We start from the raw sequence: 23,846 nt of genomic DNA, 5'->3' as shown, positions 1-23,846 counted from the left end.
TCTGCCTATCAGTGAACGGTCGGCGCGCCGGGATCCATGCCCTCGGGAACGGGCAGGTCGACGGGCGGCACGGGCGGCAAACCGCCCTGACTCAGGAAATGGTTGAGCTGGTAGACGTAGGCCATGACCTCGGCCACCGCGGTATAGAGCCCGGCCGGAATCTGCTCGTCGACCTGGGCATGGCGGTACAGCGCGCGCGCCAGAGGCGGCGCTTCCAGCAGGGGTATGTGGTGTTCGGCGGCCAGTTCGCGAATGGCCTGAGCCATCAGGTCGGCACCCTTGGCCACCACGGTGGGCGCCGCCATCGTGCCGGCCTCGTACTTCAGCGCGACCGCGAAGTGCGTCGGGTTGGTCACCACCACGTCGGCCTTGGGCACCGCTTCCATCATGCGGCGGCGGGCCATCTCGCGCTGGCGCGCACGGATGCGGCCCTTGATCTGCGGGTCGCCTTCCTGCTCTTTGAACTCCTGCTTCAGCTCTTCCTTGCTCATCTTGAGCTTGTCGAAGTACTGCCAGATCTGGAAGGGCACGTCGATCAGCGCCAGCACGGCCAGGCTGCCGGCGAGGAACAGGCTGGAACTCAGCAACAGATCACCGAAGGTGGCCAGGCTGCGATCCAGCGGCATGGAGATCAGGGCCAGGATGGTGTCGCGCTGCTTCCAGATCACCCACATGCCGATGCCGCCGATCAGGAAGGACTTGAGCAGGCTCTTCACCAGCTCCACCGCGCCGTGCAGGGACAGGATGCGACCGATGCCCGAGAGCGGATTGAGACGGGTGAAATCCGGTGTGTAGGCCTTGGTGGAGAAATTCATGCCGCCGACCATCAGGGGGCCTGCCACGGCAGCCACGATCAGCACCAGCAACATCGGGGCGATGGAAATAAGACCGTCGGTGAACTGCGAGCCCAGCAGGCGCAGCATGTAGGTGGTATCGAAGACCGCGCGCTGGTCGAAGCTAAGCCCCTCGGTCACCACGCCCTTGACGCGCTGGAACATCCAGCCAGAGGTGATCATCAAGGTGACGGCACCCGCCATCATGACCAGGAACGACGACAGCTCCCGCGATTGCGGGACCTGTCCTTCCTCACGCGCCTGCTCGATGCGCCGCGCTGAGGCTGATTCCGTTTTTTCCTGATCGCTATCTTCGGCCATGACTCACTCCGGGAGGCGAGCCATTATTTGCCGCAGCGGCAAGAACTGCCGCCTGGAAAAGCCGGAGAAAGGGCCGTCTATTTCAGCGCCGAGCGCGCGGCCCCATGCGGTTTGCTGGGGAAACTACTGATGCCGGGGGTGATCAGCCAGCAGGAAATCGAGCGACTGGACCGTCTCGATATCGAACACTTCGCTTGTCGCTGCCAGGCGCAAAGCCTTTTCCAGAGCGGGAAAACCCACTTCCCTCACCGGCACGCGGGCACACTCCAATGCACCGTTGAGGGCCAGGAGGCGCAACTGGAATTCGAGCAGTCGGGGCGAAACGCTGGTCATGGCTGTGTGATCGGTGAGCTGGTTGAAGATGGACAATCGCTGGCGTTCACGCGATACATCGCCACCTCTGTGCGGATATTTAGCCCGTGACAGGCATGATCGCAAGTCCGGCACACAAGAAAAAACCGCCTCGTGAGAGGCGGTCAAGGAGAGAGTCGATGCGTGGAGAATCCCCACAAGCCAGATTACGACATGCTTCCAGCTCAACTTGAGGGCCAGATTCGCAAGACTTTGCAAAACACTGTGTCGGTTCGAGCCCGCGATGTAAGCAGTTTTTCCGCACTGCGCGCCCGCCCATCGAGCCCCTCTTCGCAGTCGTTGGAGCCTCCCCTTCCCTATTCATTTCGTCCTGCCCGGAGAGAACATGAGACGCCTCACCCGCCACATGCGCTGCCAGATACCCTGCCTGCTCGCCCTGCTGCTGGCACCTCCGCTGGCGAACGCGCAGACACAACAGCCCAAACCTTATGCGCTGACGGTCTACGGCGCCTACCGCGACGGCGGCACCCTGACCAATGACAGTAGCGCACGCGACATGGACATTGATGGCAGCCCGGCCTGGTCGCTCGCCTTCGACACGCTGCTCGACTCAAACCGCCAGGTTCAACTGTTTCTGTCGCGCCAGCGCACCGACCTGATCGACAAGGGTACGACCGGCACCCGCCTGCCCATGTACATCAGTTACCTGCATTTCGGTGGCACCTATTTCTTCGAAGGGCCGGTCGGTCGCGGCCCCTACGTGGTGGGTGGCCTGGGCGCCAGCTTCATGCAGCTCGATGGTGAGGGGTATGGCGACGAACTACGCCCATCGATGAACCTCGGCGTGGGCTACCAGTGGGCCGTCGCGCAGAACCTCGCGCTACGCCTTGAAGCCCGCCTGTATGCAACCCTCGTCAACAGTTCGGGCGGCCTCTTCTGCTCCGGTGGCTGCGTGATCTCGATCCGCGGCGAGACCATCACACAGGGCGAAGTGGGTCTCGGACTCTCCGTGCCCTTCTGAAACCACATGCAGATTAAAAAAGGGCGCACCGAGGTGCGCCCTTTTTCTTTTTCTTGGGGGCGGAGCATCGCCCCGCCCACCGCTCACACCATCAATACAACTCGAACTCGGTGATGGAAGGCTGTCCCGATGCGCTGGTCACGAACAGGCGGACCGCACTCGTACTCACCGGGCTGAAGGCGTGGCTCTTGCTGGCGCCGACCGTGGTGCCGGTGGCCACCGCAACCCAGTTCGCCCCGCTCAGCACTTCGACGCGATAGCCCTTGATACGGCTGGCGTACTCCTTGAGCGTCACGCTGGAGACCGTCTGTGTGCTCGGCAGGCTCAAACGCAGCCAAGTCCCTGCGCTGCTGTTGCTGGCCTCCCAGCGGGTGGCGGTGTTGCCATCCTTGGCTGCGGCTGCGGTGCGGCTGCTGCCGGACTGGCTGGAAGCGCTAGCCGTCGCACTCAGCGCCAGGTTTGCTCCGCCACCACCGCTGCTCGACGACGAGCTGCTGGACGACGAAGAAGACGAGGAGGAAGAACTCGAGGAGCTGGACGAACTACTGGACGAAGAGCTCGAACCGCCAGAGGAACTGCTGGAAGACGAAGAGCTGGAAGAACTGCTCGACGAGGAGGAACTGCTGCTGCTCGAAGAGGAGCCGCCATTACAACCGCCCGCCACCTCGGCCGCCTCCTTGAAGCCCTTGCCTGCGCCCGCGGTCGCCAGCGTGATGCACTTCGCGCGCAGGCCTGGATAGGCCGTGTAGGTATAGGGGATGGCGATCGGGAATGGCTTGGTGGTCTGCCAGTCATCCGCGTTCTTCTTGGTGTCCGAATCCACCGTCCAGGTGATGCCATAGGTCGCGAAATCGGCCGGACTCATGATGTTGTTGTTGCGCAGATCCCAGTAACCGATCGTGCTGCTGTAGCGCGCCACCACCGGGTTCACCGAGTTCTCGAAGTAATTGCCTTCGATCAGCACGTTGCCATTGACACGCGAGTTGATCCCGCTGGCCGTCACCCCGGTGTAGTAGTTGTTGTACATGTGGTAGTTGCCACCACGGTTCATCGGCGCGCGTTCCTGCACGTTCTTGAAGATGTTGTACGCCCAGGTCACGCGGCGCACGGTACTGACGTCGCTGTCGCTGGAGCCGCCCAGGGCCACCTTCTGGTGGTCACGCAGGATGTTGTAGGAGATGGTGATGTCATTGACCGCGCCCTTGATGTCGATCATGCCGTCGAAGGTCGTGTCATCCCCCGGCGTCCCGGCGCACTTGTAGTTCTGGCTATAGAACTCGTTGTGGTCGATCCACACGTTGGAGGCATTGCCTTCGATGCCGATGATGTCGCCGTCCGAGGCGCCACCGGGCAGCAGGCCCATCGTCATGTTGCGCACCGCGACATTCTTGGACGAACCCTTGATCCGGATACCGAAGTTGGCCGACGAGCCATCCACGCCCTGGATCGTGATGTCGTTCTTGTTCTGGATCGTCACTTCCTGCCTGGACTTGCTCCATTGGCCACAGATGTTCGCCAGGATGGGTGCCGGATCGAAACTGCCGGTGTAGTGGATCACCAGACCACCGCTGCCGGCGTAGTTGTTGATGGCGGTCTGCATGGCCGACATGCTGTTGACCACCACCGGCGTCGCGCTGCCACCACCAGTGACATTGCCTGCAAAGCCGGGCACCGCCGCACCGGCCTGGGTCGCCGCCAGCACGGTTGCAACGGCGAGCAGGCGCTTCATGGGTATCGCTTTCATCGTTCAGTCTCCAGAGTTTGTCATTTTTGATAATTCCGCAAAATCAAATGCTTAGAATGATTTTGCGACACTCAGTCTGGTAGACAGGCCGCCACTCCGCAAACCTTTTTCGTGCTGCTGCACAGCATGCAGCCCCATGAAGTACGTCGGGCACCCGCATGTGCATTGGGTACTGCGTCGCAGCATCCGAGCCGGTGTTTCCTTCCGCTTAATCCGCGTCAACCTCTGTGCATTCAAGCCAGGGACACGAGTCGCCGAGACCTAAGCTCAACAGAAAGAAACGCCATCCAGGCATTGCATGAAGGAGACAAGCTCATGACTACGCTCGATCAAACCGGCCCGGTGACCCACTCGTCCTTCTATCGCTTCTGTCACAACAAGCATGTGAAGGCGGAGCTGAGCGCCATCATCTATCTGGTCGTCGCCATCGGCGCGCTGTACGTCGGCCTCCACATCGCACCGATCGTGTGCTTGCTGATCGCGGTAGGTATCGTCATCGCCGACCTCTACGACTGGACGCATCCGCCCAGCAGCCCCCAGGGCTGAACGCCCGATAACGAAAAAAGCCACCCGCTTGGGTGGCTTTTTTCTGGGCGATGCCCATGCCGGACTACTGGCTGATCACTTGCTCATATCCAGCATCAGCTGGTTCATGCGCTTGATGAAGGTCGCCGGGTCGTCCAGGGTACCGCCCTCGGCGAGCAAAGCCTGGTCGAACAGCACCGCCGCCCAGTCGTCGAACTTCGCATCCTCTCCCTTCAAGCGTGTCACCACCGGGTGTTCCGGGTTGATCTCCAGGATCGGTGCGGAGGTGGGCACGTGCTGGCCAGCCGCCTTGAGCAGACGTGCGAGGTTGGCCCCCATGTCATGCTCATCGACCACCAGGCAGGCCGGGCTGTCGGTCAGGCGGTGCGTCACACGCACTTCCTTCACGCGCTCGCCGAGACTGGTCTTGATCTTCTCCAGCAAGGGCTTGAACTCCTCTGCCTGCTCTTCGACCTTTTTCTTCTCGGCTTCGTCTTCCAGCTTGCCCAGATCGAGGTCACCCTTGGCCACCGACACGATCTGCTTGCCATCGAACTCGGTCAGGTAGCCGATGGCCCACTCGTCGATGCGGTCGGACAGCAGCAAGACTTCGATACCCTTCTTGCGGAACACTTCAAGGTGTGGGCTGTTCTTGGCGGCGTTGAAGCTCTCGGCCGTCACGTAGTAGATCTTCTCCTGGCCTTCCTTCATGCGCCCGATGTAGTCCTTCAGCGAGACGCTCTCGTCGGCCGTATCGGTATGCGTGGAGGCAAAGCGCAGCAGGCCCGCGATCTTGTCCTTGTTGGCGTGATCCTCGCCGATGCCCTCCTTCAGCACGCGGCCAAACTCGGTCCAGAAACTGGCGTAGTCATCCTTGCGGTTCTCCGCCATGTCTTCGAGCAGGCCCAGCACCTTCTTCGCGCAACCGCCGCGGATGGTGTCGACGTCCTTGCTCTCCTGCAGGATCTCGCGCGACACGTTCAGCGGCAGATCGGCCGAATCCACCACGCCGCGCACGAAGCGCAGGTAGTGCGGCAGCAGCTTTTCGGCGTCATCCATGATGAAGACGCGGCGTACGTAGAGCTTCAGACCGTGGCGCGGGTTGCGGTCCCACAGGTCGAAGGGCGCGCGCTTCGGCACGTACAGCAGTTGCGTGTATTCATGGCGACCTTCGACCTTGGCATGCGACCAGGCCAGCGGGTCTTCGAAGTCATGCGAGACATGCTTGTAGAAGGCCTTGTAGTCGTCGTCCGTGATGTCGTTCTTGGAACGCGTCCACAGCGCATTGGCCTGGTTGATCGTCTCTTCCTCGTCGCTGAGGACGTTCTCGGCCTTCTCCTGATTCCACTCTTCCTTCTGCATCAGGATGGGCTGGACGATGTGGTCGGAATACTTGCGGATGATGCTGCGCAGCTTCCAGCCCGACAGCAGGTCGTCCTCACCTTCACGCAGGTGCAGGATGATGTCAGTGCCACGGATCGCCTTGGCATAGGGCTCGACGGTGTACTCGCCGGCCTCATCGCCTGCCATCGAGCATTCCCACTTCACGCCGGCGTCGGCGCCCAGGCCAGCGCGACGCGTCAGCACGGTGACCTTGTCGGCGACGATGAATGCCGAGTAGAAACCCACGCCGAACTGGCCGATCAGGTTGGCATCCTTCTGCTTGTCGCCGGACAGTCGGGAGAAGAATTCCTTGGTGCCCGACTTGGCGATGGTGCCCAGGTGTGCAATCGCTTCATCGCGGCTCATGCCGATACCGTTGTCGGAGATCGTGACCGTGCGCGAGGCCTTGTCAAAGGCGACGCGGATCTTCAACTCGCCGTCGTTCTCGAACAGGGCGGCATTGTCGAGCGCCTCGAAGCGCAGCTTGTCGCAGGCGTCTGAAGCGTTGGAAATCAGTTCGCGCAGGAAGATCTCGCGGTTGGAATACAGCGAGTGGATCATCAGGTGCAGCAGTTGCTTCACCTCGGCCTGGAAACCACGCTTCTCGACGGTACTGGAATCGCTCATGTAAACCCTCCGGATGGAACTTTGTTAGCATCCGCGCAGATGGGGGTGCGCCCTCTTCATTTCAAGCCCTGTCCGCCGCCTGGTCCCCCGACTCCAACCCATCCATGCCCGACATCCGTGACCCCGGCCCCCTCACCATGGTCGCCGGCGACCCGGCAACGGACGATGCCAGCCCGCGGCGATCCGCTTGGCGCTTGACGCTGGGCGGGGCGCTGTTCGGGGCCTACATCCTATTCTTCCTGGCGGTCGTCGTGGCCTTGTGGGCACTGATCGCGCACGACCGGCAGCGCGAACTGACGCGCCGTGAAGCCGAGCTGTCAGGCCTGGTCCGCATGTTCGAGGAGCATGCCGCCAACACCCTGGACGAGGTGGACTGGCTGCTTGAAACCAGCGCGCGCGACCTGGCCCGCCTGCTGGCCAGCGGCGACCCGGGCAATCCGAGCGCCCGCGAGGATCTGCGTGCCCAGACCGGACGCCAGCTCGCCCGTGTCGCGGCCGCTTCTGCCCTGCGCCTGTCTGACGCCAGTGGGCAGACCGTGCTGATCCTGCGCGACGCTGGCCTGCCCGGCGTGATCTCCCCGCCCACCTTCAATCCGCAGGACTGGGGAAGCTCCCCGCAGGCGCCTATGCGCATCGGCAAGCCTGTGGCCCTGGGCACACAGGAGAGCACGCGCTGGCAACTCCCGGTCGAGCGTGCGCTCAGTCAGCGCGATCAACTACTGGGCGGCGTCACCGCCCTGCTGGACTTGCGACGCAGCGCCCGCTTCTTCCAGGAGGTCAGCATCCATGCCGAGGACCAGGTCGACCTGCTGCTGGAAGACGGCACCGTACTGTTGCGCCACCCTTTCGCCGCCGGCGAGATCGGTCGCAACCTGCACGGCACGCCCTTGCTCGAACGGATCCAGCAAGAGCGCAGCGCGGTCTTCACCGCCCGCCTGCGCGTCGACGACGAACCGCGCATCTTTGCCATGCGACGCCTCTCCGGCCACCCCCTGATTGTGGTGGTGAGCCGGCCGCTCAGCGTCGCGATGAGCGACTTCCGCGAGATGCAACGTCGCCTGATCGTCGGTGCGGCCCTGCTGCTGAGCCTGTTGCTGGCGCTGATCCTGCTCGCCTACCGCGACATCCGCCGGCGCGAGGCCGACCGCGCCGAACTGCGCCGCGTCAACGCCACGCTGGAGGCACGCGTGGGGCGCCGTACCGCCGAACTGGAACAGACCAACCGCGAGTTGCTGGCCTTCAGCTACTCCGTCTCGCACGATCTGCGCACCCCGCTGCGGGCGATCAATGGCTTTGCCTATGCGCTACGCGAGGACTATCAGCACCGGCTCGACGCCACCGCCCAGGACTACCTGGACCGCATCTATCGCGCCAGCGTGCGCATGGGCGAGCTGATCGACGAGCTGCTGAGCCTTGCCAACATCTCGCGCCAGCCGCTGAACTTCGGCAACATCGACTTCAGCGCCCTGTGCGCCGAGGTCGGCGAGGATCTGCGTCTGGCGGAACCCCACCGCACAGTGCGCTTTGACATCCAGCCTGGCATGCGCGTCGAGGGCGACGAGGTCCTGCTGCGCAATGCCCTGACCAACCTGCTGGGAAATGCCTGGAAGTTCACGCGCAGCCGCAACCCGGCGATGATCGGCGTCGTTGCACGCGACGAAGGCGACCGCGTGCGCTACACGGTCAGCGATAACGGGGTCGGTTTCGACATGGCGCATGCCAAACGACTGTTCCAGCCCTTTCAGCAATTGCACGGGGACCAGGGCTACGGCGGCACCGGCATCGGGCTCGCCTCGGTCCGCCGCATCATCGAGCGCCACGGCGGCCGCATCTGGGCCGAGGCCATGCCGGACCAGGGCGCCCGCTTCATCTTCGAGCTGCCCAAGCGCATGGCGGTGGTGCGCCGCCGCCGGAGCGGCTGAGACGCTCGCTCAGGCCTTGAGCGCCACCCCGTCGGCATCATGCACCGACACACTGACCGGGAAGCCGCTGCGCACGCTCTGCGTCACCACGCAGAAATCCTCGAACTGCGCCAGCACACGTTCCAGCATCGCCACATCGGCCCCGCGCTGGCCGATGCGGATGTCCACCGCCATGCTGCCCACGCGCAGCCGGTTGTGCTCGTTGCGCACCATGGTCACGTCCACCGTGGCGGTGACCGGCGAGGGATCGTTGCGGAATTTGCCCAGCGCGAACAAGAGACTCGCCGCGAGGCAGTTGGCCACGGCCGTGGCCAGCAGGCGTGAGGGGTTGGGCCCGCCATCCGCCCCTAGCGGCGCGGACTCGTCGGTGATCAAGGGCGGTACCGCCGGATTGTCAAAGCTCGCCTTGAATCGGAACTTCTCTTCCTGTTCGAGCACCACCCGCCACTGCGTCTCGCTCATCCCCCGCTCCTTGCATCAAGCTACCGTTCGTCGCCCGCAGGATCACCTGGCATGGCGGTTGCACATTGCCTCCCAGTCATCGAACCCTGAGGCCGCAATGGACTATACCCTGTTCCAACTGATCGCCCGTTTCAAGATCCGCCTGCGCCAGGACCTGGGGCTGTACCTCAATACCGAACGCTTCGTGCGCGACCCCGAGTACGCCATGCAGGCCCTGGATACGGCAGAAGGCAGCGAGCTGCTCGAACTGATCACCACCGCCCTGGAACTGCGTATCCACCTGGGCTGGATCGACACGCCACGCAGCGATGCGCCGCTGCAGAACGCAGCGGCCTGGGCCAGCGCCTGACCAGGCGGGCGCGGCACCAGTAGCCGGGGCATGCCCCGGCTTTTTTTCGTCCACCGCTTTTCCGGGGTGACGTTTTCCAGCACCTGGCTGCCCCACTCCGGCAGCGCTGGCGCGCCAGCCCGCCGTCGGAATCGCCGGATTGCCGGATCGCCTATTGACCGTTCGTCGGTACTGGGCACAGGCATTGCTTAGATGCCTCCGACCTACTTACGGAGGACCCATGGATAGCGCCCTGATACACCTGATCGCCCGCCTGAAGATTCGTCTGCGCCAGGACAAAGGCATATCCATCAACACCCAGCGCTTCTTCGACGACCGCGCTTACGCCTCGCAAATCCTTGATGCGGCAGAGGAAAGCGAGAACCTCGATCTCGTCGAGATGGCCCTGCAAATGCGCGACCGCCTGGGCTGGCTGGGAGCCCCTGCGGCCCCGGCCAAAACCGCGTCCGCTGCATCCCCGACGCGCGCCGCTGCCTCAACAGGCACCGCGACGGAGCGTTACATCTTCGGCGCCCGCTCCTGAGTGCCCGCCTCAGGGCAGTCCCTGCAGGCGATCGTCTCCGTCAATGATTCTGGATACTGACTATAGTTATCTGGAATGACATCCCGTTCCGCTCCATCCGTATGGCATGGCTGGGCAGGCGACGGGAGACTCGGCCGATATCACGGCCAGCCCTGACGGAGTACCGAGTGGAATGGCCGGACAACACGACCTAGCTGCCCAGGGCGCCGATGGGCCGCTTCCGAAAAGCCTGCTCGACGCCCTGCCCGGCCTGGTGGGCCTGCTCGACCACGGGGGGCGCATCCGCCACGCCAACCCCCGCCTCGCCAGCCTCACCGGCAGCACGCCCGAGGCGATGCTGGGCAAGCGCCTGTGGGACTGCCCCGGCTGGTGCGTGGACGCCGCAGCCGCCACCCGCCTGATGCTCGACATCGAACGCGCAGTCCAGGGCACGACGGTCAGCCATGCCGCCGCGATTTGCCAGCCAAACGGCGACATCCTGGCCCTGGATCTCAGCCTGTCCCCCTGGGCCTTGCCCGGCGGACAGTCCGGCGGGGTCGTGCTGAGCGCCAGCGACCGCGCCGAGCAACGCGCCGGGCAGGCCGCCCTGGATCGCTCCGAGGCACGTTTCCGCCACGTTTTCGAGGGGGCCCCGGACGGCATCGCCATGGTCGATGACCAGGGCCGCATGGCGCTGGTCAACGGCGCGATGGAACGCCTGTTCGGCTATTCGCGCGAGGAGATGACCGGCCAGCCCATCGAGATGCTGATTCCGCCGCGCTACCTGCCCGGTCACCACCAATGGCGCAGCGCCTACATGAGCGCGCCGACCACGCGCGACATGGCCGGCCGCAAGGAACTGTATGCACGGCGCAAGGACGGCAGCGAGTTCCCCGCCGAGATCGGTCTCAATCCGCTGCGTCTGCCCGAGGGCGTGTTCGTGCTGGCCACCGTGTTCGACGTGACGCGCCGCCGCGCCGACGAACAGATCCTGCAGAAGGCGCTGGCCGAAAAGACCGCCCTGCTCAACGAGGTGCATCACCGCGTCAAGAACAACCTGCAGGTCATCTCCAGCCTGCTCAATCTGCAGTCCCGGCATGCCCCGCCGGAAGCGCAAAGCTTCCTGGTGGAGAGTCAGAACCGGGTGAAGGCGATGGCCCTGATCCACCAGCTCGTCTACGAGCGCCACGACTATGCCGACGTCAACCTGGCGCAGTACCTGCAACGCCTGGGGAAACTGCTGCACGACAGCGTGACGGTCCAGCGCGGACAGATCCGCATCGACACGCTGTGCCATGGCGCGGACCTGCTGATCGACCTGCAGCGGGCGATTCCCTGCGCGCTGATCGTCAACGAGCTGGTCACCAACGCGATCAAGCACGCCTTCCCCGACGGCCGCCAAGGGCGCATCTGTATCGAGCTGGACCAGCATGAGGACGGCACGGGCCGTATCGTCGTGTCGGACGATGGCATCGGCCTGCCGGCTTCGGCACGCATCGGCGAGGCCCACTCGCTTGGCTTCCAGCTCATCCCGCTACTGGTCGACCAGCTCGGCGGAAACCTGGACGTCGTCCGCACGCCGGGCGCCCGCTTTACGTTGAGCTTCACACTCCTACGAGGGGAACCGACATGAGCGCACGCCTGATGGTGGTGGAAGACGAGCGCATCGTGGCCCTCGATCTCAAGCACAACCTGGAATACCTGGGCTACCAGGTGGTCGGCATGAGCGCCCGCGCCGACGAGGCGATCAGTCTCGCCCACAGCCTGCGGCCCGACCTGATCCTCATGGACATCCATCTGGAAGGCACCCGCGACGGCACCGACGCGGCACTGGAGATCCGTCGCTCGATGCGCCTGCCGGTCATGTTCCTGACCGCCTACGCGGAAGAGAAGATCCTCAGCCAGGCGGAGAACAGCGCCCCCTATGGCTATGTGATCAAGCCCTTCGAGCTGCGCGAGCTGGAGGCCGCGGTCCGCATGGCGCTGGCGCGGCGTCGCGCCGAATTGGAGGTGGAGCACGCCAGCGAGCGCCTGCACATCGCCATGGATGCCGCCCAGCTCGGCGTCTGGGAGTGGGATGCGAAGAGCGGCGACTTTCACACGGCCGGCCACATGGAGCGCATCCTGGGCAAGGTTCCCACGGTACTGCGCGACGCGGCCGACGCCTTCCTCCAGCGCATCCACGAGGAGGACCGCCACGCCATCACCGCCGCCATCCAGGCCGGCTACCCGGTCAACGCCACCGTTCGCATGACCCTTGCTGACGGCCGCCAGGGCTGGTGCGACCTGCACGCCAAGGCGATCGTCAGCGACGGCCACACGCGCATCATCGGCGCCCTGCGCGACGTGACCGAACGCCGCTGCAGCGAGGACCGCCTGCGCCAGGCCAGCGTGGTGTTCCGCACCACCGCCGAGGGCATCACCATCCTCGACGCACAGCGCCGCATCATCTCCGCCAACCCGGCCTTCTCGGCACTCACCGGCTATGCCTTGAGCGAAGTCGAGGGGCGTGATCCAGACGACTTCCTGCACGCCCGCCGCCACAGCGACCAGTTCTACCCGCGCTTGATTGACTCACCCCAGGGCTACTGGCTCGGCGAGATCGCGTGCCGCCACGCCGACGGCCGGGTCTTCCCCGCCTGGCAGCACATCAGCGCGGTGCGCGACGAGCACCACGACGTGACCCACTACGTGCTGGCCATCAGCGACATCAGTGCGGTGCGCCAGGCCGAAGCGCAGATCAAGCACCTGGCCTTCCACGACGCACTGACTGGCCTGGGCAACCGCCACATGCTGGAGCAAAGCCTGCAACACGAGATCGTCCAGGCACAGCAGAGCGGGCAGACGGTGGCCTTGCTGTTCATCGACCTGGACGGTTTCAAGCTCATCAACGACTCCCTGGGCCACAGCGTCGGCGATCACTTCCTGCGCACGGTGGCGCAACGCATCCATGCCAACCTGCGGCGCAGCGACATCCCGATTCGCCTGGGCGGCGACGAGTTCATCCTGGTCGTGCCGGAGGTGGCACGACCGGAGGATTGCGCCTTGCTGGCGGACAAGCTGCTGGGCCAGATTCGCGACAGCGTGGAATTGCAGGGCGACCGGGTCAGCGTGTCAGCCAGCATCGGCATTGCCCTCTACCCGCAGGATGCCACCACGCCGGACACCCTGGTCAGCGCCGCCGACAGCGCCATGTACGCGGCCAAGGCGCGAGGGCGCAACCGCTATGCGTTTTATTCACCCGACATGGCCGAGCGCGCGCTCACCCGCATGCGGACCGAGCAAGGCCTGCTGCGGGCGCTGGAGAACCAGGAGTTCCGGCTCCACTTCCAGCCCCTGGTCCGCCTGGCGGACCGTCAGATCTGTGCTTTCGAGGCCCTGATCCGTTGGGAGCACCCGCTGCAAGGCATGGTGCCGCCAGACAGCTTCATCCCGATCGCGGAAGACACGGGCCTGATCGAGCCGATTGGCGAATGGGTACTGCAGGAGGCCTGCCGGCGTGGTGTCGAATGGGTGCGCAATGGTCACTCAGACATGCGCATGGCGGTCAATCTCTCGGTACGCCAGATGGCCAGCGAACGCCTCGTCGAGCACATTGCCGCGGTACTGGCGGAGACCGGCTTCCCGGCGGATCGCCTGGAACTGGAAATCACCGAGAGCACCCTGCAGAGTATCGAGCACAGCCAGGGCGTGCTCTATCGGCTACGCAGCCTGGGCTGCAGCATCGTGATCGACGACTTCGGCACCGGTTTCTCCTCGCTGGGGCTGCTCAAGCACCTGCCCATCAATGGCATCAAGATCGACCGCTCATTCGTGCGCGACCTGCCCGAGGATACGAATGACCTGGCGATCGCCCGCGCCATCGTAGCCATGGCTGACAGCCTGGGGCTGCACGTCACGGCAGAAGGCATCGAACACCCCGAACAAGCCCGAATACTGCAAGAGATCGGCTGCCGCGAAGGCCAGGGCTTCCTGTTCAGCCGTCCCCTCCCTGCATCCGAAGCCACACAACTGCTGCAGCCCCCACCCCACCCTCCGCACTGACTGCACGGCCGCCACGCGCAGCCGACTTCAGGCAGATCAAGCCGCGCCCCTCCAGTCCCGGCTAGTCTGCGCCGCTTGACCCGGCCACAAGCCGGGTCAGCTAACAAGACCACCTATCAAGACTGGAGACACGAGATGACCGATCTCATCAACCGCATCAACGACATCGTCTGGAGCCCGGCCCTGATCTGGCTGTGCCTCGGTGTCGGGCTGTACTTCTCGCTGCGCACACGCTTCATGCAGATCCGCCACGTGCCCGAGATGATCCGCCAGTTACGCGAGCACGAAGCCACCGAGGCCGGCGTGTCGTCGTTCCAGGCGCTGACCATGGCCCTGTCCGGCCGCGTCGGCACCGGCAACATCGCTGGCGTGGCCGCCGCCATCTTCTATGGTGGCCCGGGGGCCGTTTTCTGGATGTGGATGATGGCCTTCCTCGGCGCCGCCACCGCCTACATCGAATCCACCCTGGCCCAGATCTACAAGGAAAAGAACGACGGCCTGTTCCGCGGCGGCCCCGCCTACTACATCGAGAAAGGCCTGGGCTGGCGCGCCTACGCCTGGGTCTTCGCCCTCGCCACCATCATCTCGATGGGCCTGCTCCTGCCCGGCGTGCAAGCCAACAGCATCGCCTCCGGCCTGCAGAACTCGCTGGACGTTGACCCTTCGGTGTCCGCCGCGATCATGGTCGTCCTGCTGGGCCTCATCATCTTCGGCGGCGTCAAGCGCATCGCCAAGTTCGCCGAAATCGTCGTGCCTTTCATGGCCCTGGGCTACATCCTGGTGGCCTTCGTAATCGTCGGCCTCAACATCGAGAAGTTGCCAGGCGTGCTGCAACTGATCTTCAGCAGCGCCTTTGGCATGGATGCGGCCTTTGGCGGCATGCTGGGCAGCGCGATCCAGTGGGGGGTCAAGCGTGGCGTGTTCTCCAACGAAGCCGGCCAGGGCAGCGGCCCCCACCCGGCCGCCGCGGCCGCGGTGAAGCATCCCGCCGAGCAAGGCATCGTGCAGGCCTTCTCGGTCTACGTCGACACCTTGTTCGTGTGCTCTGCCACCGCCTTCATGATCCTGATCACCGGCCTGTACAACGTGACCAGCCCCAGCGGTACGCTGCTCGTCGAGAAGCTACCCGGCATCACCGTCGGCCCGGCCTTCACTCAAGCCGCCGTGGAAAGCGTACTGCCCGGTTTCGGCAGCATCTTCGTCGCCACCGCGCTGTTCTTCTTCGCCTTCACGACCATCGTCGCCTACTACTACATCGCCGACACCAATGTCGCCTACATCAACCGCAAGATCAACCGCCCCTGGCTGGGTTTCCTGCTCAAGCTCATGATCCTCGGCGCCACGCTGTTCGGTGCGGTGAGATCGGCAGAACTGGCCTGGACCCTGGGCGACATCGGCGTCGGAGTGATGGCCTGGCTCAACATCATCGCCATCCTGGCGCTCCAAAAACCAGCACTGCTTGCCCTTCGGGACTGGGAAAAGAAGCGTGGAAACGGCCGCGCAACCATGCGCTTCGACGCGCGCGAACACCAGATCGGCAACGCCGATCTGTGGGTCGGCGATTGATGAAAACAAAGCGGGAGGCCCGTGCCTCCCGCATTGTTCTGCATCGAATTCCTTGAGCCTCAGAGTTGTGAGTAGGGGCGCCCGTCACGGGTCGCCCCGCGCGCACCGCTCTTGATGTCGTACACCTGGCCGCGATAAGGCTGTTCAGGCGGAATGATGATCCAGGTGCGATTGCTGTTGGTCACCGGGTCGATCGGCACGCTGCGCAAATACTTCTTCTCCACCAGTTCGTACAGCGACTCCGGGTAGCGCCCGTTGTCGCCGTAGAACTTGTCGATCACATCGCGCGTCGTCTTGAGGTTCTCCATCAGCACCGCATCCTTCGAGTGCTCCAGACCCGAGAAATAGCGCGGCAAGGCCAAGGTCAGCAAGAGTGCGATGATCGCCATCGCCACCAGCATCTCGATCAGGGTGAAGCCGCGCCATGATCTGGCGCGGCCGGGTGCTGCCTCACTCTTCGTCACGTTCCCGCCTTCTGCTGCTATCCGTCGGCGTCTGCTGCTGGGGCGACACCACATTGCCCTGCATGCCGTCTGTGAAGCCGGCATTGCCACCCTGCTGCAGTTCGTTGTCCGGACGACGACCACGCACGCTGGTGACGGTACCCGCATCGAAGCCCGCCGCATCCGGCGTCGGCTTGTTGATCGCGCGAATCAGGCGCGGCGTGATCGACAGCACAATCTCGGTCTTGCGCTGATCGTCAGTATTCGAGCCGAACAGGTAGCCCAGGACCGGGATGTCACCCAGGCCTGGCACCTTCTGCGCCTGCTTGCGGTCGATATCCTGGATCAGTCCGGCCAGCACCTGGTTCTCGCCATCCTTCAAGCGCAGCACGGTGGCCGCGTTGCGCGTGGTGATACGGTAAGCCTGAGTGCCGCTCTTGGTCTGCACGGTCTCGGAAATCTGGCTCACCTCCAGGTTCAACTTAATGGCCACTTCGCGGTCCGCAAAGATCTGCGGCTCTGCTTCCAGCTTCAGGCCCACATCGACATAGGTAATGTTCTCGCTGACGAAACCGGTCGAGGTGGCCGTCGAATTGATGTTGGGCACGCGCTCACCGATCAGCACCTTGGCCTTGTCGCGGTTGCGGATGCGGATACGCGGGTTGGCCAGCAGGTTCAGGTCGCCATCGGTCTTGCCGGCGCGGGCGGTGACCGGGCCGATCGCCGCGCCGATGCGCGAGGAATTGATGGTCATCAGGTCCTTGAGCGTAAGCGTGGTCGAGCCATCCGCCGTCACGTAGTTGCCGGAAGGCAGCGGCGTGAGGCTCAGGCTGGTGGGCCACTCGATGCCCAGGTTCTGCAGCATGGAGCGGGAGATTTCGATGACCTCGATCTCCAGCATCACCTCGGCCTCGGGCACGTCGTGCATCGCCACCAGTTTCTCGGCCAGGCGGATCGCCTCCGGCGTATCGCGCATCACGATCATGTTGAGCTTGGGATCGACCACCACGTTGTTGAAGCGCAGCACGGTCTTGAGACTGTTGGCCACCAGCTTCGCATCCGCGTTGGCCAGCACGAAGCTGCGCACGGTCAGCGCCTGATAGTCGCGCTGCTTGGTCACATCGTCGTTGTAGATCAGCAGCGTGTCTTCGTCGAGCGCGCGCCAGGCGAGCTGGCTGGTCAGTACGATCTTGTCGATCGCGGCACGCACCGTGGTGTTCTTCAGGAACACCGTGGTCTTGAGGTCGGGCGAGACATCGCGGTCGAACACGATGTTGAGTCCGCTAGTCTTGCCGATCACGTCGAACAGGGAACGCACCGACGCGTCGCGGAACTGCAGCGTCACGCGACGCTCCAGCGCCTGCTCCAGGTCGCTTACCGGAGACTGCGCCAAGCCGGCCGCAGGATTCGCCGCCGGCCGCGTAGCCGCCTTGCCGCCCACCGCCACGTCGAAGCCCTCGTAGCTGCGCACCGGCCCCGCGCCCGGCATGGGCGTGGCCGGCACCACGGTCGCCGTCACCTTCGGCATCACGACGGCTGGCACGCTCGCGGCCCTGCGCTCACTCACCTGGGCCAGGCCGACGTTTCCCTGCTGCTCATAGCCCGGCACCGCCGCCAGTTGCTTGTACTGGCGCTCGGCATCGTCCCAGCGCTGCCTGTCCATCGCCTCCCCTGCCTGGTTGGAGAGGAAGTGGCCCAGGCGTTGCCGCGAAGTTTTCAGCGCGGCCTGCACCTCGGCATCGTTGGGATACTTGGCGGCGGCGCGCTGCAAGACCTCGTGTGCCTCGCTGATCTGGCCGGACGCGGACAGTCCTTGCGCGTACTTCAGCTCTTCCTTGCCGCCGGTCGTGGCACAGGCGGTCAGCAGCACGGTCGCCAGCACCAGCGTCCAGGCGCGGAGCATTCGATGTTGTCTCATCATTCTCGTTTTCATTTCACTCACCATCGATCGCGATGACGTGCCTGGCCTGGGTCGACAGCTCCACCAGGGCCAGCTCTCCATTTCCTGCCTTCTCAAGCCTGAAACCCTCGGCCTGTTCGCCGGCCGCCAGCACGAAAACCTGACCGTTCCTTTCCAGGAAGTAACGCCAGCGCGACTTGTCCAACTCGCGCCCAATGTAGGCGAAGGGCTGCACCGGCGGTGGCGGCGGTGCCACAACTTGCTGATCCTGCGGCGGTGGCGGCGGCACGCTGGGGGCAAACAGGTCGCGCATGTCCGCACTGTCGATCATGGCGCTCACACGGTCGCGTGGCGCCACTCGCAACACCTCGCCTTCCGCAACCTCTGCGGCCACGGGCTGCGCGGGCGCCTCGACGCTCGCCACCGGCGCGGTTTCGCTCGCCCCGCTGCCACGCGTCGGCGCGGCCACCTCGTCCTCCGGCGTCTTGTCGCCGAACAAGGCCAGCCAGGCAGCGACGGCCAGCAGCGGCAGCATCACGAGCAAACGCTTGTGTTTGGGGTTCACGGCGTGCCCCCTGTGACAAGCTGCCTGCGTTCGGGCGTCTGCCACACGGACAGGATGATCTGGGCATCGACCTGGTTGCTCTGCACCTGCTCGCGCTTGAGGACCAGTTGATCCAGCGACAGCGAGGGGATGGCCGACAGCAGGGTCAGACAGAAGCGACGCAGGGCGGCATAGTCTCCCCGCGCCGGCAGCGCGATCTGCAGTTGCGAGGCAACGCCGGCATTGTCGTTCACCCGCCGCAGGTCCGCCTGCACCGTCGCGACGCCAGTGTTCTGTGCGATCTGGTGAATCTGCCGCAACAGGTCATTGGTCTGCGCCTGTGGCATCAGGATGCGCTGGAAGGCATTGAGTGGCGGCTCCTGCGGCGCCACCGCCACCTTGCTGGCGGACTGTTCGACCGCTGCGGCCAGTTCGTTCTCCAGGGCCTCCACGCGCAGGCGCTGGACCGGCAGGACCAGCGCCAGGCACAGCACAGCCACCACCAGCAGCACGACGGCCAGCACCGGCAGCCAGCCCAGGCGCCACAGCAGCATCTCGCTGCGCAGACGCAACGCCGACAGGTCCAGGCTCTTGGCGTCGAGCTTCATCGCCCCTCTCCTCGCGGCGTCTGACGCGGGCTCGGCACGGCCTGCGGAATCTCCAACAGGACCCGGGATGCCTTGCCAGTGTCGGTCGTGGTCTCCTCGTGCTTGGTCACCGCGAGGCCACGCAAGGCAGGCTCGGCCTTGATGCTATCCACATAGCCCAAGGCTTGTCCGACATCCGGTGCCTGCACGCTCAGCTTGATGCTGGGTCGGGTAATGCCCATCTCCAGCGACACCAGGGTCACCTCCGGGCGGATGTGACGCTCCAGCGCGCCCAGCAGATCCACCCAGGGATAGTTGAGATAGCGCACGGCCGCGTTCACCGACTCCAGTTCGTCGGTGGAGACGCCGGCAGCCTGCTGGCGGGTCGCCTCGATGCTGCGCGTCGATTCATCCAGCTCGGCAATCTGCGCCGACAGCTCGGCACTGGTCGCGCCGGCCTGCCAGATCACGCCGACACAGGACAGCAACAACAGCAGGGCCACGACCAGCAGCCCCCACCACAAGACGCGACGCTGCCCGCCGCCGAACATGGGCAGGGCTTCGCTGGCGAAGTCGATCTCGACGCGTCTCATGCCAAGCCTCCCTGCATGGCGAGCACGCAGGCCTCGGCCTGGCTGCGCTTGCCGCTGCCGGTGAGCACAGCCCGCTCAGCCGCGTCGTTGAGTGCCTCCAGGCGCATCCCATGCCAGTTGGAGGCTTCACGCAATTCCGGCCCCTTGCCCAGGAAGTAGGCCACCGGCGGCATGTCGCAACCGACCCGCAACAGTTCCGTCTCCAGGCGCAGGCAGACTTCCTCCATCATCGGCAAGCTGTCGAAGCGGAACTGACGCGCGTGGCGCAGCAGCTTGTCTTCATAGAGCAGCGCGAGGAAGGTGCCACTGCTGAAGCAACACACCCAGGCGTGGTCCTCGATTCGATCGCGGTGCCCATTGAGCAGGCGCACCGCCTGCGGCTGGATGGTCTCGATACGCCAGTGGTACTGCGCGCTGACATTGCGCAGCGAGGCAAGCAGGCGGCTGGGCAGCGCACAGGCCAGGGAAGCGCCGTGCGGGCTCCAGTCCGCGCAGAGGGTCCAGCCGTCCGCCGGGCTCGAATAGAGCTGTTCGAAGCGGGTGGCGGACAATGCCCGCAACTCTTCCATGCTGCGGATGCCCTCAGGCACACCGAGCGCCCAATAGCGCACCCAGTCGTCGGCAATGGTCACATGCAGGTTGCCGCCGGTCTTCACTTCGGTCTGTGCCATCACGGTCGCCATCGACGGCTCCCAGTCAGCAAACTCGGGGGTGTGCGAGCCGGCCAGATAGGCTTCCAATGGCAGCAGCGAGAGCAGGCGCGCAGCGGCCTTGCCCTGCAGGTCGACCACCGCCATCTCGCGCGCACCGACGCCCAGCGAATAAGTGTTAGGCCGCAAGCGTGACACGCCGGACCTCCTCCAGTGTCGTCTCGCCAGTCGCCACCAGGGTCAGCGCATCCTCGTAGAGGCTGCGCGTGCCATTGCGGCGCGCCGCTTCCATGAGTTGGCGCACCGAACGCCGTTCGACGATCAATTCTGCGATTTCGGGATTCATCACCAGCACCTCGGCCACTGCCTTGCGCCCACGATAACCGGAACCACGGCAATCCCCGCAGCCCCGCCCGCGCATGAACACGTAGTTTTTCACACCCTCCTGCGTGAGCCCGGCATCCGCCAGCTCACGCTCGGAAGGGGTGTAGGGTACACAGCAGCGCTTGCAGTTGAGGCGAACCAGCCGCTGGGCGGTCACACCATTCAAGGCAGAGACAAAGGAGTAGAGATCGACGCCGATGTGGTGGAAACGTCCAAACACGTCATACACGTTGTTGGCGTGCACCGTGGACAGCACCAAGTGACCCGTCAGCGCCGATTGCACGGCAATCTCGGCGGTTTCCTTGTCGCGGATCTCGCCAACCATGATCTTGTCCGGGTCATGCCGCAGGATGGAGCGCAAACCACGCGCAAAGGTCAGGCCTTTCTTGTCGTTGACCGGAATCTGCAGGATGCCCGGCAACTGGTACTCAACCGGGTCTTCGATGGTGATGATCTTGTCGCGGCCGTGGTTGATCTCGGACAGCGCGGCATACAGCGTGGTGGTCTTGCCCGAGCCCGTGGGGCCGGTCACCAGCACCATGCCATAGGGTTCCTGCACCAGGCGGCGCAAGGTCGCCAGGGTCTTGGCGTCGAATCCTGCCGCATCCAGCGTCAGCGTGCCGTGCTGCTCGACCATGGCCTGTTTGTCGAGGATACGGATCACCGCATCCTCGCCGTGGATGCTGGGCATGATGGACACCCGCAGGTCGATCTCGCGCCCCAGCGCCTCGACACGGAAGCTGCCGTCCTGCGGAATGCGACGCTCGGCGATATCCAGCTCCGACAGCACCTTGATGCGGGAGATCACCTGCTCGGCCAGGGCCGAGCCTTGGATGGTCGCCACCGGGTCCAGCACACCGTCGATACGGTACTTGGAGACCATGCCGGTCGGCGTGCTCTCCAGGTGGATGTCGCTGACGCCCGCCTTGAGTGCGTCGTACAGCGTCGAGTTGACCAGCTTCACGGCCGGACTGGTGGCATCGCTAACCGAGGCGAAGGTCAGGCTCTCCAGGGTACGGGCATCGCCCTTGCCCATCTCGCCACCCGACAGCAGGCTGTCGACCGCGCGGATCGACTCTTCCTGCTTCGACAGGTAGGCCTGGATATCCGAGGCCAGCGCCAGGCGGAACTCCAACGCACGTTCGGCAACCGATTCAAGCCACACCTGCAGGTCGGCATCGAAGGGGTCCGCGATCACTGCCAGCAAACGCTTGCGGTCATCCGCCTTGGGCTGCAGCAAGACACAGCCGCGCTGCTGCGCGCGCGCCAGCGGCAGCAGTTCGAAGACAGCCACGCAGTCCAGCATCTCGGCGGTTTCCATCACGCGGCAACCGAAATGCGCCGCCACTGCGCGCAACACATCGCGCGCTTCGAGGCGGGTCACGGCCTCCAGCTCGGCCATCACCGAGCGGCCGGAACTGACCGCCGAAGCCCGTGCGCGGCGCAGCACTTCCTGTTCAATGCGGGGATCACGCGCGGTCATTGCAGGGACCCTGCCAAATCAAAGATGGGCATATACAACAACACCACGATGAAGCCGATGATGACCCCGATGAGCGCCATGAGGGCCGGTTCAAATGTCTTGCTGAAGCGCTCGATCCAGCGCGCGCTCTCACCCTCGTAGAACAGCGCGGAGCGTGTCAGCATGGTGCCGAGCTGGCCGGACTTCTCGCCCACCCGCAGCATGCGCAGCGCAATCGGCGTCGACAGGCCGTGCATTTCGAAGGCACGCGAGACCGGCTCACCATTGGCAATATCGGCCCGCGCGGCCAGGATGCGGTTGCGCGTGCCGGCCGCGACGGTACCGCCCACCATGTCGAGAGCCCCCACCACGGGAATGCCGCCCTCCAGCAACATGCCGATGGTCAGGTACATGCGCGACAACTCCATGATCTGCGCCCGCTCCGCAATGCCGGGAATCTTCTCCGCGATCTGCGCCCAGCGCCCTTCGCGGTTGTTGCGTCGCACCACCCAAACCACCGCCGTCACCAGCATGCCCGCCAGCACCGTCACAATCAGGAAATGCTGGCTGATGAACTCACCCCAGTTCAGCAGGAGCTTGGACATGAACGGCAGGTCCCGCCCGCTGTCCTTGTACACAGCAGCAAACTTGGGCACCACGTACATCATGAGGAACAGGCCGACCAGGCCGCCCACCGAGAACAGGATACTGGGATAGATGGTGGCACCCACGATGCGCTGCCGCACCTGGTCGACGCGGGTCTGATAGTCGATGTATCGGGCCAGCGCGCGCGGCAGGTCGCTAGTCTTCTCGGCCGCCTTGACGATGCCCACGAAGAGCGGCGGGAAGTGCTCCGGCAGCATGCTCACCGCGTCGGAGAAGCGCCGCCCTTCACGCATGCGCTGCAGGATGGAATCCATGATCGCCCGCGAGGACGGCGCCGACTCCTTCTCCAGCAGGGCCTCCAGGCCTTCGACCAGGGTCAGGCCGGCCTCCAGCAGGGACAGCAGTTCCTGGCTGAACATGACCAGCGAGAAATTGCCCTTGCGCTTGCCAAAGGCACGCGCCGCGGACAATTGCTTGAGCGTAACCGGCTTGAGGCGCTTCTCCTCAACCACCTTGCGGGCGGCGTGGGCATCCTCGGCGTCGACCACCAGGGTCTGCAGCCGATTGTCCGCCGACAGGGCTCGAACTTCGAACTGCATGACTGGACGGGACGGAAGCTTAGTTGGTCACGTCGGCCGCACTCTCGGCGCCGCCCGGCTGGCCATCACTGCCATAGGAGAGGATGTCGAAGTCACGCCCCTGCGTACCGGGGAAACGATAGACATAGGCCTTGCCCCAGGGGTCGAGCGGTACCTTCTTGCCCAGATAGGGGCCATTCCATTTGTTCATGCCGGCAGGGCGGGCGAGCAGTGCCTGCAGCCCCTCGGCACTGGTCGGATAGCGGCCGACGTCAAGCCGCATGGTGTCGAGCGCCTTGGCGAAGGCTTCGATCTGTGCCTTGGCCACGCCCTGCTCCGACTTGCTGATCTGCGAAAAATACTTGGGTCCCACATACGCCGCGAGCAAGCCGATGATGGCCACCACCACCAGCAGTTCGAGAAGGGTGAAGCCCTTGGAAGTCCGGCCCTGCGATGCTTGTCTCTTGTCGTTCATATGTCACCACGAA

At 64.5% G+C, this 23,846-nt stretch carries 22 protein-coding genes; 8 read left to right on the top strand and 14 right to left on the bottom strand.

Annotated features, from left to right (window positions below; translation table 11 throughout):
- Nucleotides 1-8 precede the first annotated feature (8 nt).
- Nucleotides 9-1,154 carry a flagellar biosynthesis protein FlhB gene (flhB, locus tag NMB43_RS08660; protein ID WP_494351752.1) on the bottom strand — a complete coding sequence of 382 codons (1,146 nt, stop codon included), beginning with the start codon at nt 1,152-1,154 and terminating at the stop codon, nt 9-11.
- A gap of 123 nt (nt 1,155-1,277) precedes the next feature.
- Complete coding sequence (locus tag NMB43_RS08655) at nt 1,278-1,523, bottom strand: hypothetical protein (RefSeq protein ID WP_494351751.1); 246 nt, start codon at nt 1,521-1,523, stop codon at nt 1,278-1,280.
- A gap of 328 nt (nt 1,524-1,851) precedes the next feature.
- Between NMB43_RS08655 and NMB43_RS08650 the strand changes: the two genes are divergently transcribed.
- Entirely contained in the window at nt 1,852-2,487 is a 636-nt protein-coding gene (locus NMB43_RS08650) for an outer membrane beta-barrel protein (protein WP_494351750.1), read from the top strand.
- A 91-nt stretch (nt 2,488-2,578) separates the two neighbouring features.
- Here NMB43_RS08650 and NMB43_RS08645 read toward each other — a convergent pair whose 3' ends face one another.
- Nucleotides 2,579-4,231: a pectate lyase family protein gene (locus NMB43_RS08645; RefSeq protein WP_494351749.1), complete on the bottom strand. Its 1,653-nt coding sequence runs from the start codon at nt 4,229-4,231 to the stop codon at nt 2,579-2,581.
- Between the two features lie 315 nt (nt 4,232-4,546).
- Between NMB43_RS08645 and NMB43_RS08640 the strand changes: the two genes are divergently transcribed.
- Nucleotides 4,547-4,777, top strand: coding sequence for a hypothetical protein (locus tag NMB43_RS08640; protein WP_494351748.1), 231 nt, complete (start codon nt 4,547-4,549; stop codon nt 4,775-4,777).
- Nucleotides 4,778-4,852: 75 nt separating this feature from the next.
- Here NMB43_RS08640 and htpG read toward each other — a convergent pair whose 3' ends face one another.
- Entirely contained in the window at nt 4,853-6,766 is a 1,914-nt protein-coding gene (htpG, locus tag NMB43_RS08635) for a molecular chaperone HtpG (RefSeq protein WP_494351747.1), read from the bottom strand.
- A gap of 104 nt (nt 6,767-6,870) precedes the next feature.
- On the opposite strand from htpG, the gene NMB43_RS08630 reads away from it, so the two are divergent.
- On the top strand, nt 6,871-8,688 hold the full coding sequence (locus NMB43_RS08630) for a sensor histidine kinase (RefSeq protein ID WP_494351746.1): 1,818 nt from the start codon (nt 6,871-6,873) through the stop codon (nt 8,686-8,688).
- 9 nt (nt 8,689-8,697) lie between these two features.
- Here NMB43_RS08630 and NMB43_RS08625 read toward each other — a convergent pair whose 3' ends face one another.
- Nucleotides 8,698-9,150: an OsmC family protein gene (locus NMB43_RS08625; RefSeq protein ID WP_494351745.1), complete on the bottom strand. Its 453-nt coding sequence runs from the start codon at nt 9,148-9,150 to the stop codon at nt 8,698-8,700.
- 97 nt (nt 9,151-9,247) lie between these two features.
- Between NMB43_RS08625 and NMB43_RS08620 the strand changes: the two genes are divergently transcribed.
- The 5 genes from NMB43_RS08620 (at nt 9,248) to NMB43_RS08600 (ending at nt 15,611) form a co-directional block, all read left to right on the top strand.
- Nucleotides 9,248-9,499, top strand: a complete 252-nt coding sequence (locus tag NMB43_RS08620; RefSeq protein WP_494351744.1) for a hypothetical protein — start codon at nt 9,248-9,250, stop codon at nt 9,497-9,499.
- A gap of 220 nt (nt 9,500-9,719) precedes the next feature.
- Nucleotides 9,720-10,022 (top strand): hypothetical protein, encoded by a 303-nt coding sequence (locus NMB43_RS08615; RefSeq protein WP_494351743.1) that lies wholly within the window; start codon nt 9,720-9,722, stop codon nt 10,020-10,022.
- Nucleotides 10,023-10,194: 172 nt separating this feature from the next.
- The gene (locus tag NMB43_RS08610; RefSeq protein ID WP_494351742.1) at nt 10,195-11,634 is read left to right on the top strand and encodes a PAS domain S-box protein; all 1,440 of its coding nucleotides are present in this window, start codon (nt 10,195-10,197) and stop codon (nt 11,632-11,634) included.
- A complete protein-coding gene (locus tag NMB43_RS08605) occupies nt 11,631-14,045 on the top strand; it encodes a two-component system response regulator (RefSeq protein ID WP_494351741.1) in 2,415 nt (804 codons plus the stop codon). Before NMB43_RS08610 ends, NMB43_RS08605 begins: the two co-directional genes overlap by 4 nt.
- Before the next feature lie 135 nt (nt 14,046-14,180).
- Entirely contained in the window at nt 14,181-15,611 is a 1,431-nt protein-coding gene (locus NMB43_RS08600; RefSeq protein WP_494351740.1) for an alanine/glycine:cation symporter family protein, read from the top strand.
- 59 nt (nt 15,612-15,670) lie between these two features.
- Here NMB43_RS08600 and NMB43_RS08595 read toward each other — a convergent pair whose 3' ends face one another.
- Genes NMB43_RS08595 through gspG form a run of 9 tightly spaced genes read right to left on the bottom strand, consistent with a single transcriptional unit; the run spans nt 15,671 to nt 23,833 of the window.
- On the bottom strand, nt 15,671-16,075 hold the full coding sequence (locus NMB43_RS08595) for a type II secretion system protein (RefSeq protein ID WP_494351739.1): 405 nt from the start codon (nt 16,073-16,075) through the stop codon (nt 15,671-15,673).
- Nucleotides 16,062-17,957, bottom strand: a complete 1,896-nt coding sequence (locus tag NMB43_RS08590; protein ID WP_494351738.1) for a secretin GspD/PilQ domain-containing protein — start codon at nt 17,955-17,957, stop codon at nt 16,062-16,064. Before NMB43_RS08590 ends, NMB43_RS08595 begins: the two co-directional genes overlap by 14 nt.
- Before the next feature lie 31 nt (nt 17,958-17,988).
- Entirely contained in the window at nt 17,989-18,519 is a 531-nt protein-coding gene (locus NMB43_RS08585; RefSeq protein ID WP_494351737.1) for a hypothetical protein, read from the bottom strand.
- Nucleotides 18,516-19,106: a hypothetical protein gene (locus NMB43_RS08580; RefSeq protein WP_494351736.1), complete on the bottom strand. Its 591-nt coding sequence runs from the start codon at nt 19,104-19,106 to the stop codon at nt 18,516-18,518. The genes NMB43_RS08585 and NMB43_RS08580 overlap by 4 nt, the downstream gene beginning before the upstream one ends.
- Nucleotides 19,103-19,678: a hypothetical protein gene (locus NMB43_RS08575; RefSeq protein ID WP_494351735.1), complete on the bottom strand. Its 576-nt coding sequence runs from the start codon at nt 19,676-19,678 to the stop codon at nt 19,103-19,105. Before NMB43_RS08575 ends, NMB43_RS08580 begins: the two co-directional genes overlap by 4 nt.
- Nucleotides 19,675-20,526, bottom strand: a complete 852-nt coding sequence (locus NMB43_RS08570) for a hypothetical protein (protein ID WP_494351734.1) — start codon at nt 20,524-20,526, stop codon at nt 19,675-19,677. Before NMB43_RS08570 ends, NMB43_RS08575 begins: the two co-directional genes overlap by 4 nt.
- Nucleotides 20,507-22,195 carry a GspE/PulE family protein gene (locus NMB43_RS08565; RefSeq protein ID WP_494351733.1) on the bottom strand — a complete coding sequence of 563 codons (1,689 nt, stop codon included), beginning with the start codon at nt 22,193-22,195 and terminating at the stop codon, nt 20,507-20,509. The genes NMB43_RS08570 and NMB43_RS08565 overlap by 20 nt, the downstream gene beginning before the upstream one ends.
- Entirely contained in the window at nt 22,192-23,379 is a 1,188-nt protein-coding gene (locus NMB43_RS08560) for a type II secretion system F family protein (RefSeq protein ID WP_494351732.1), read from the bottom strand. Before NMB43_RS08560 ends, NMB43_RS08565 begins: the two co-directional genes overlap by 4 nt.
- Nucleotides 23,380-23,398: 19 nt before the next feature.
- Nucleotides 23,399-23,833, bottom strand: coding sequence for a type II secretion system major pseudopilin GspG (gene gspG, locus NMB43_RS08555; protein ID WP_494351731.1), 435 nt, complete (start codon nt 23,831-23,833; stop codon nt 23,399-23,401).
- Between the last annotated feature and the right edge of the window lie 13 nt (nt 23,834-23,846).

It is taken from the genome of Uliginosibacterium sangjuense, from assembly GCF_059132465.1.
Note: the sequence above shows the minus strand (reverse complement) of the source record. Positions and strands in the feature narration are given on the sequence as shown.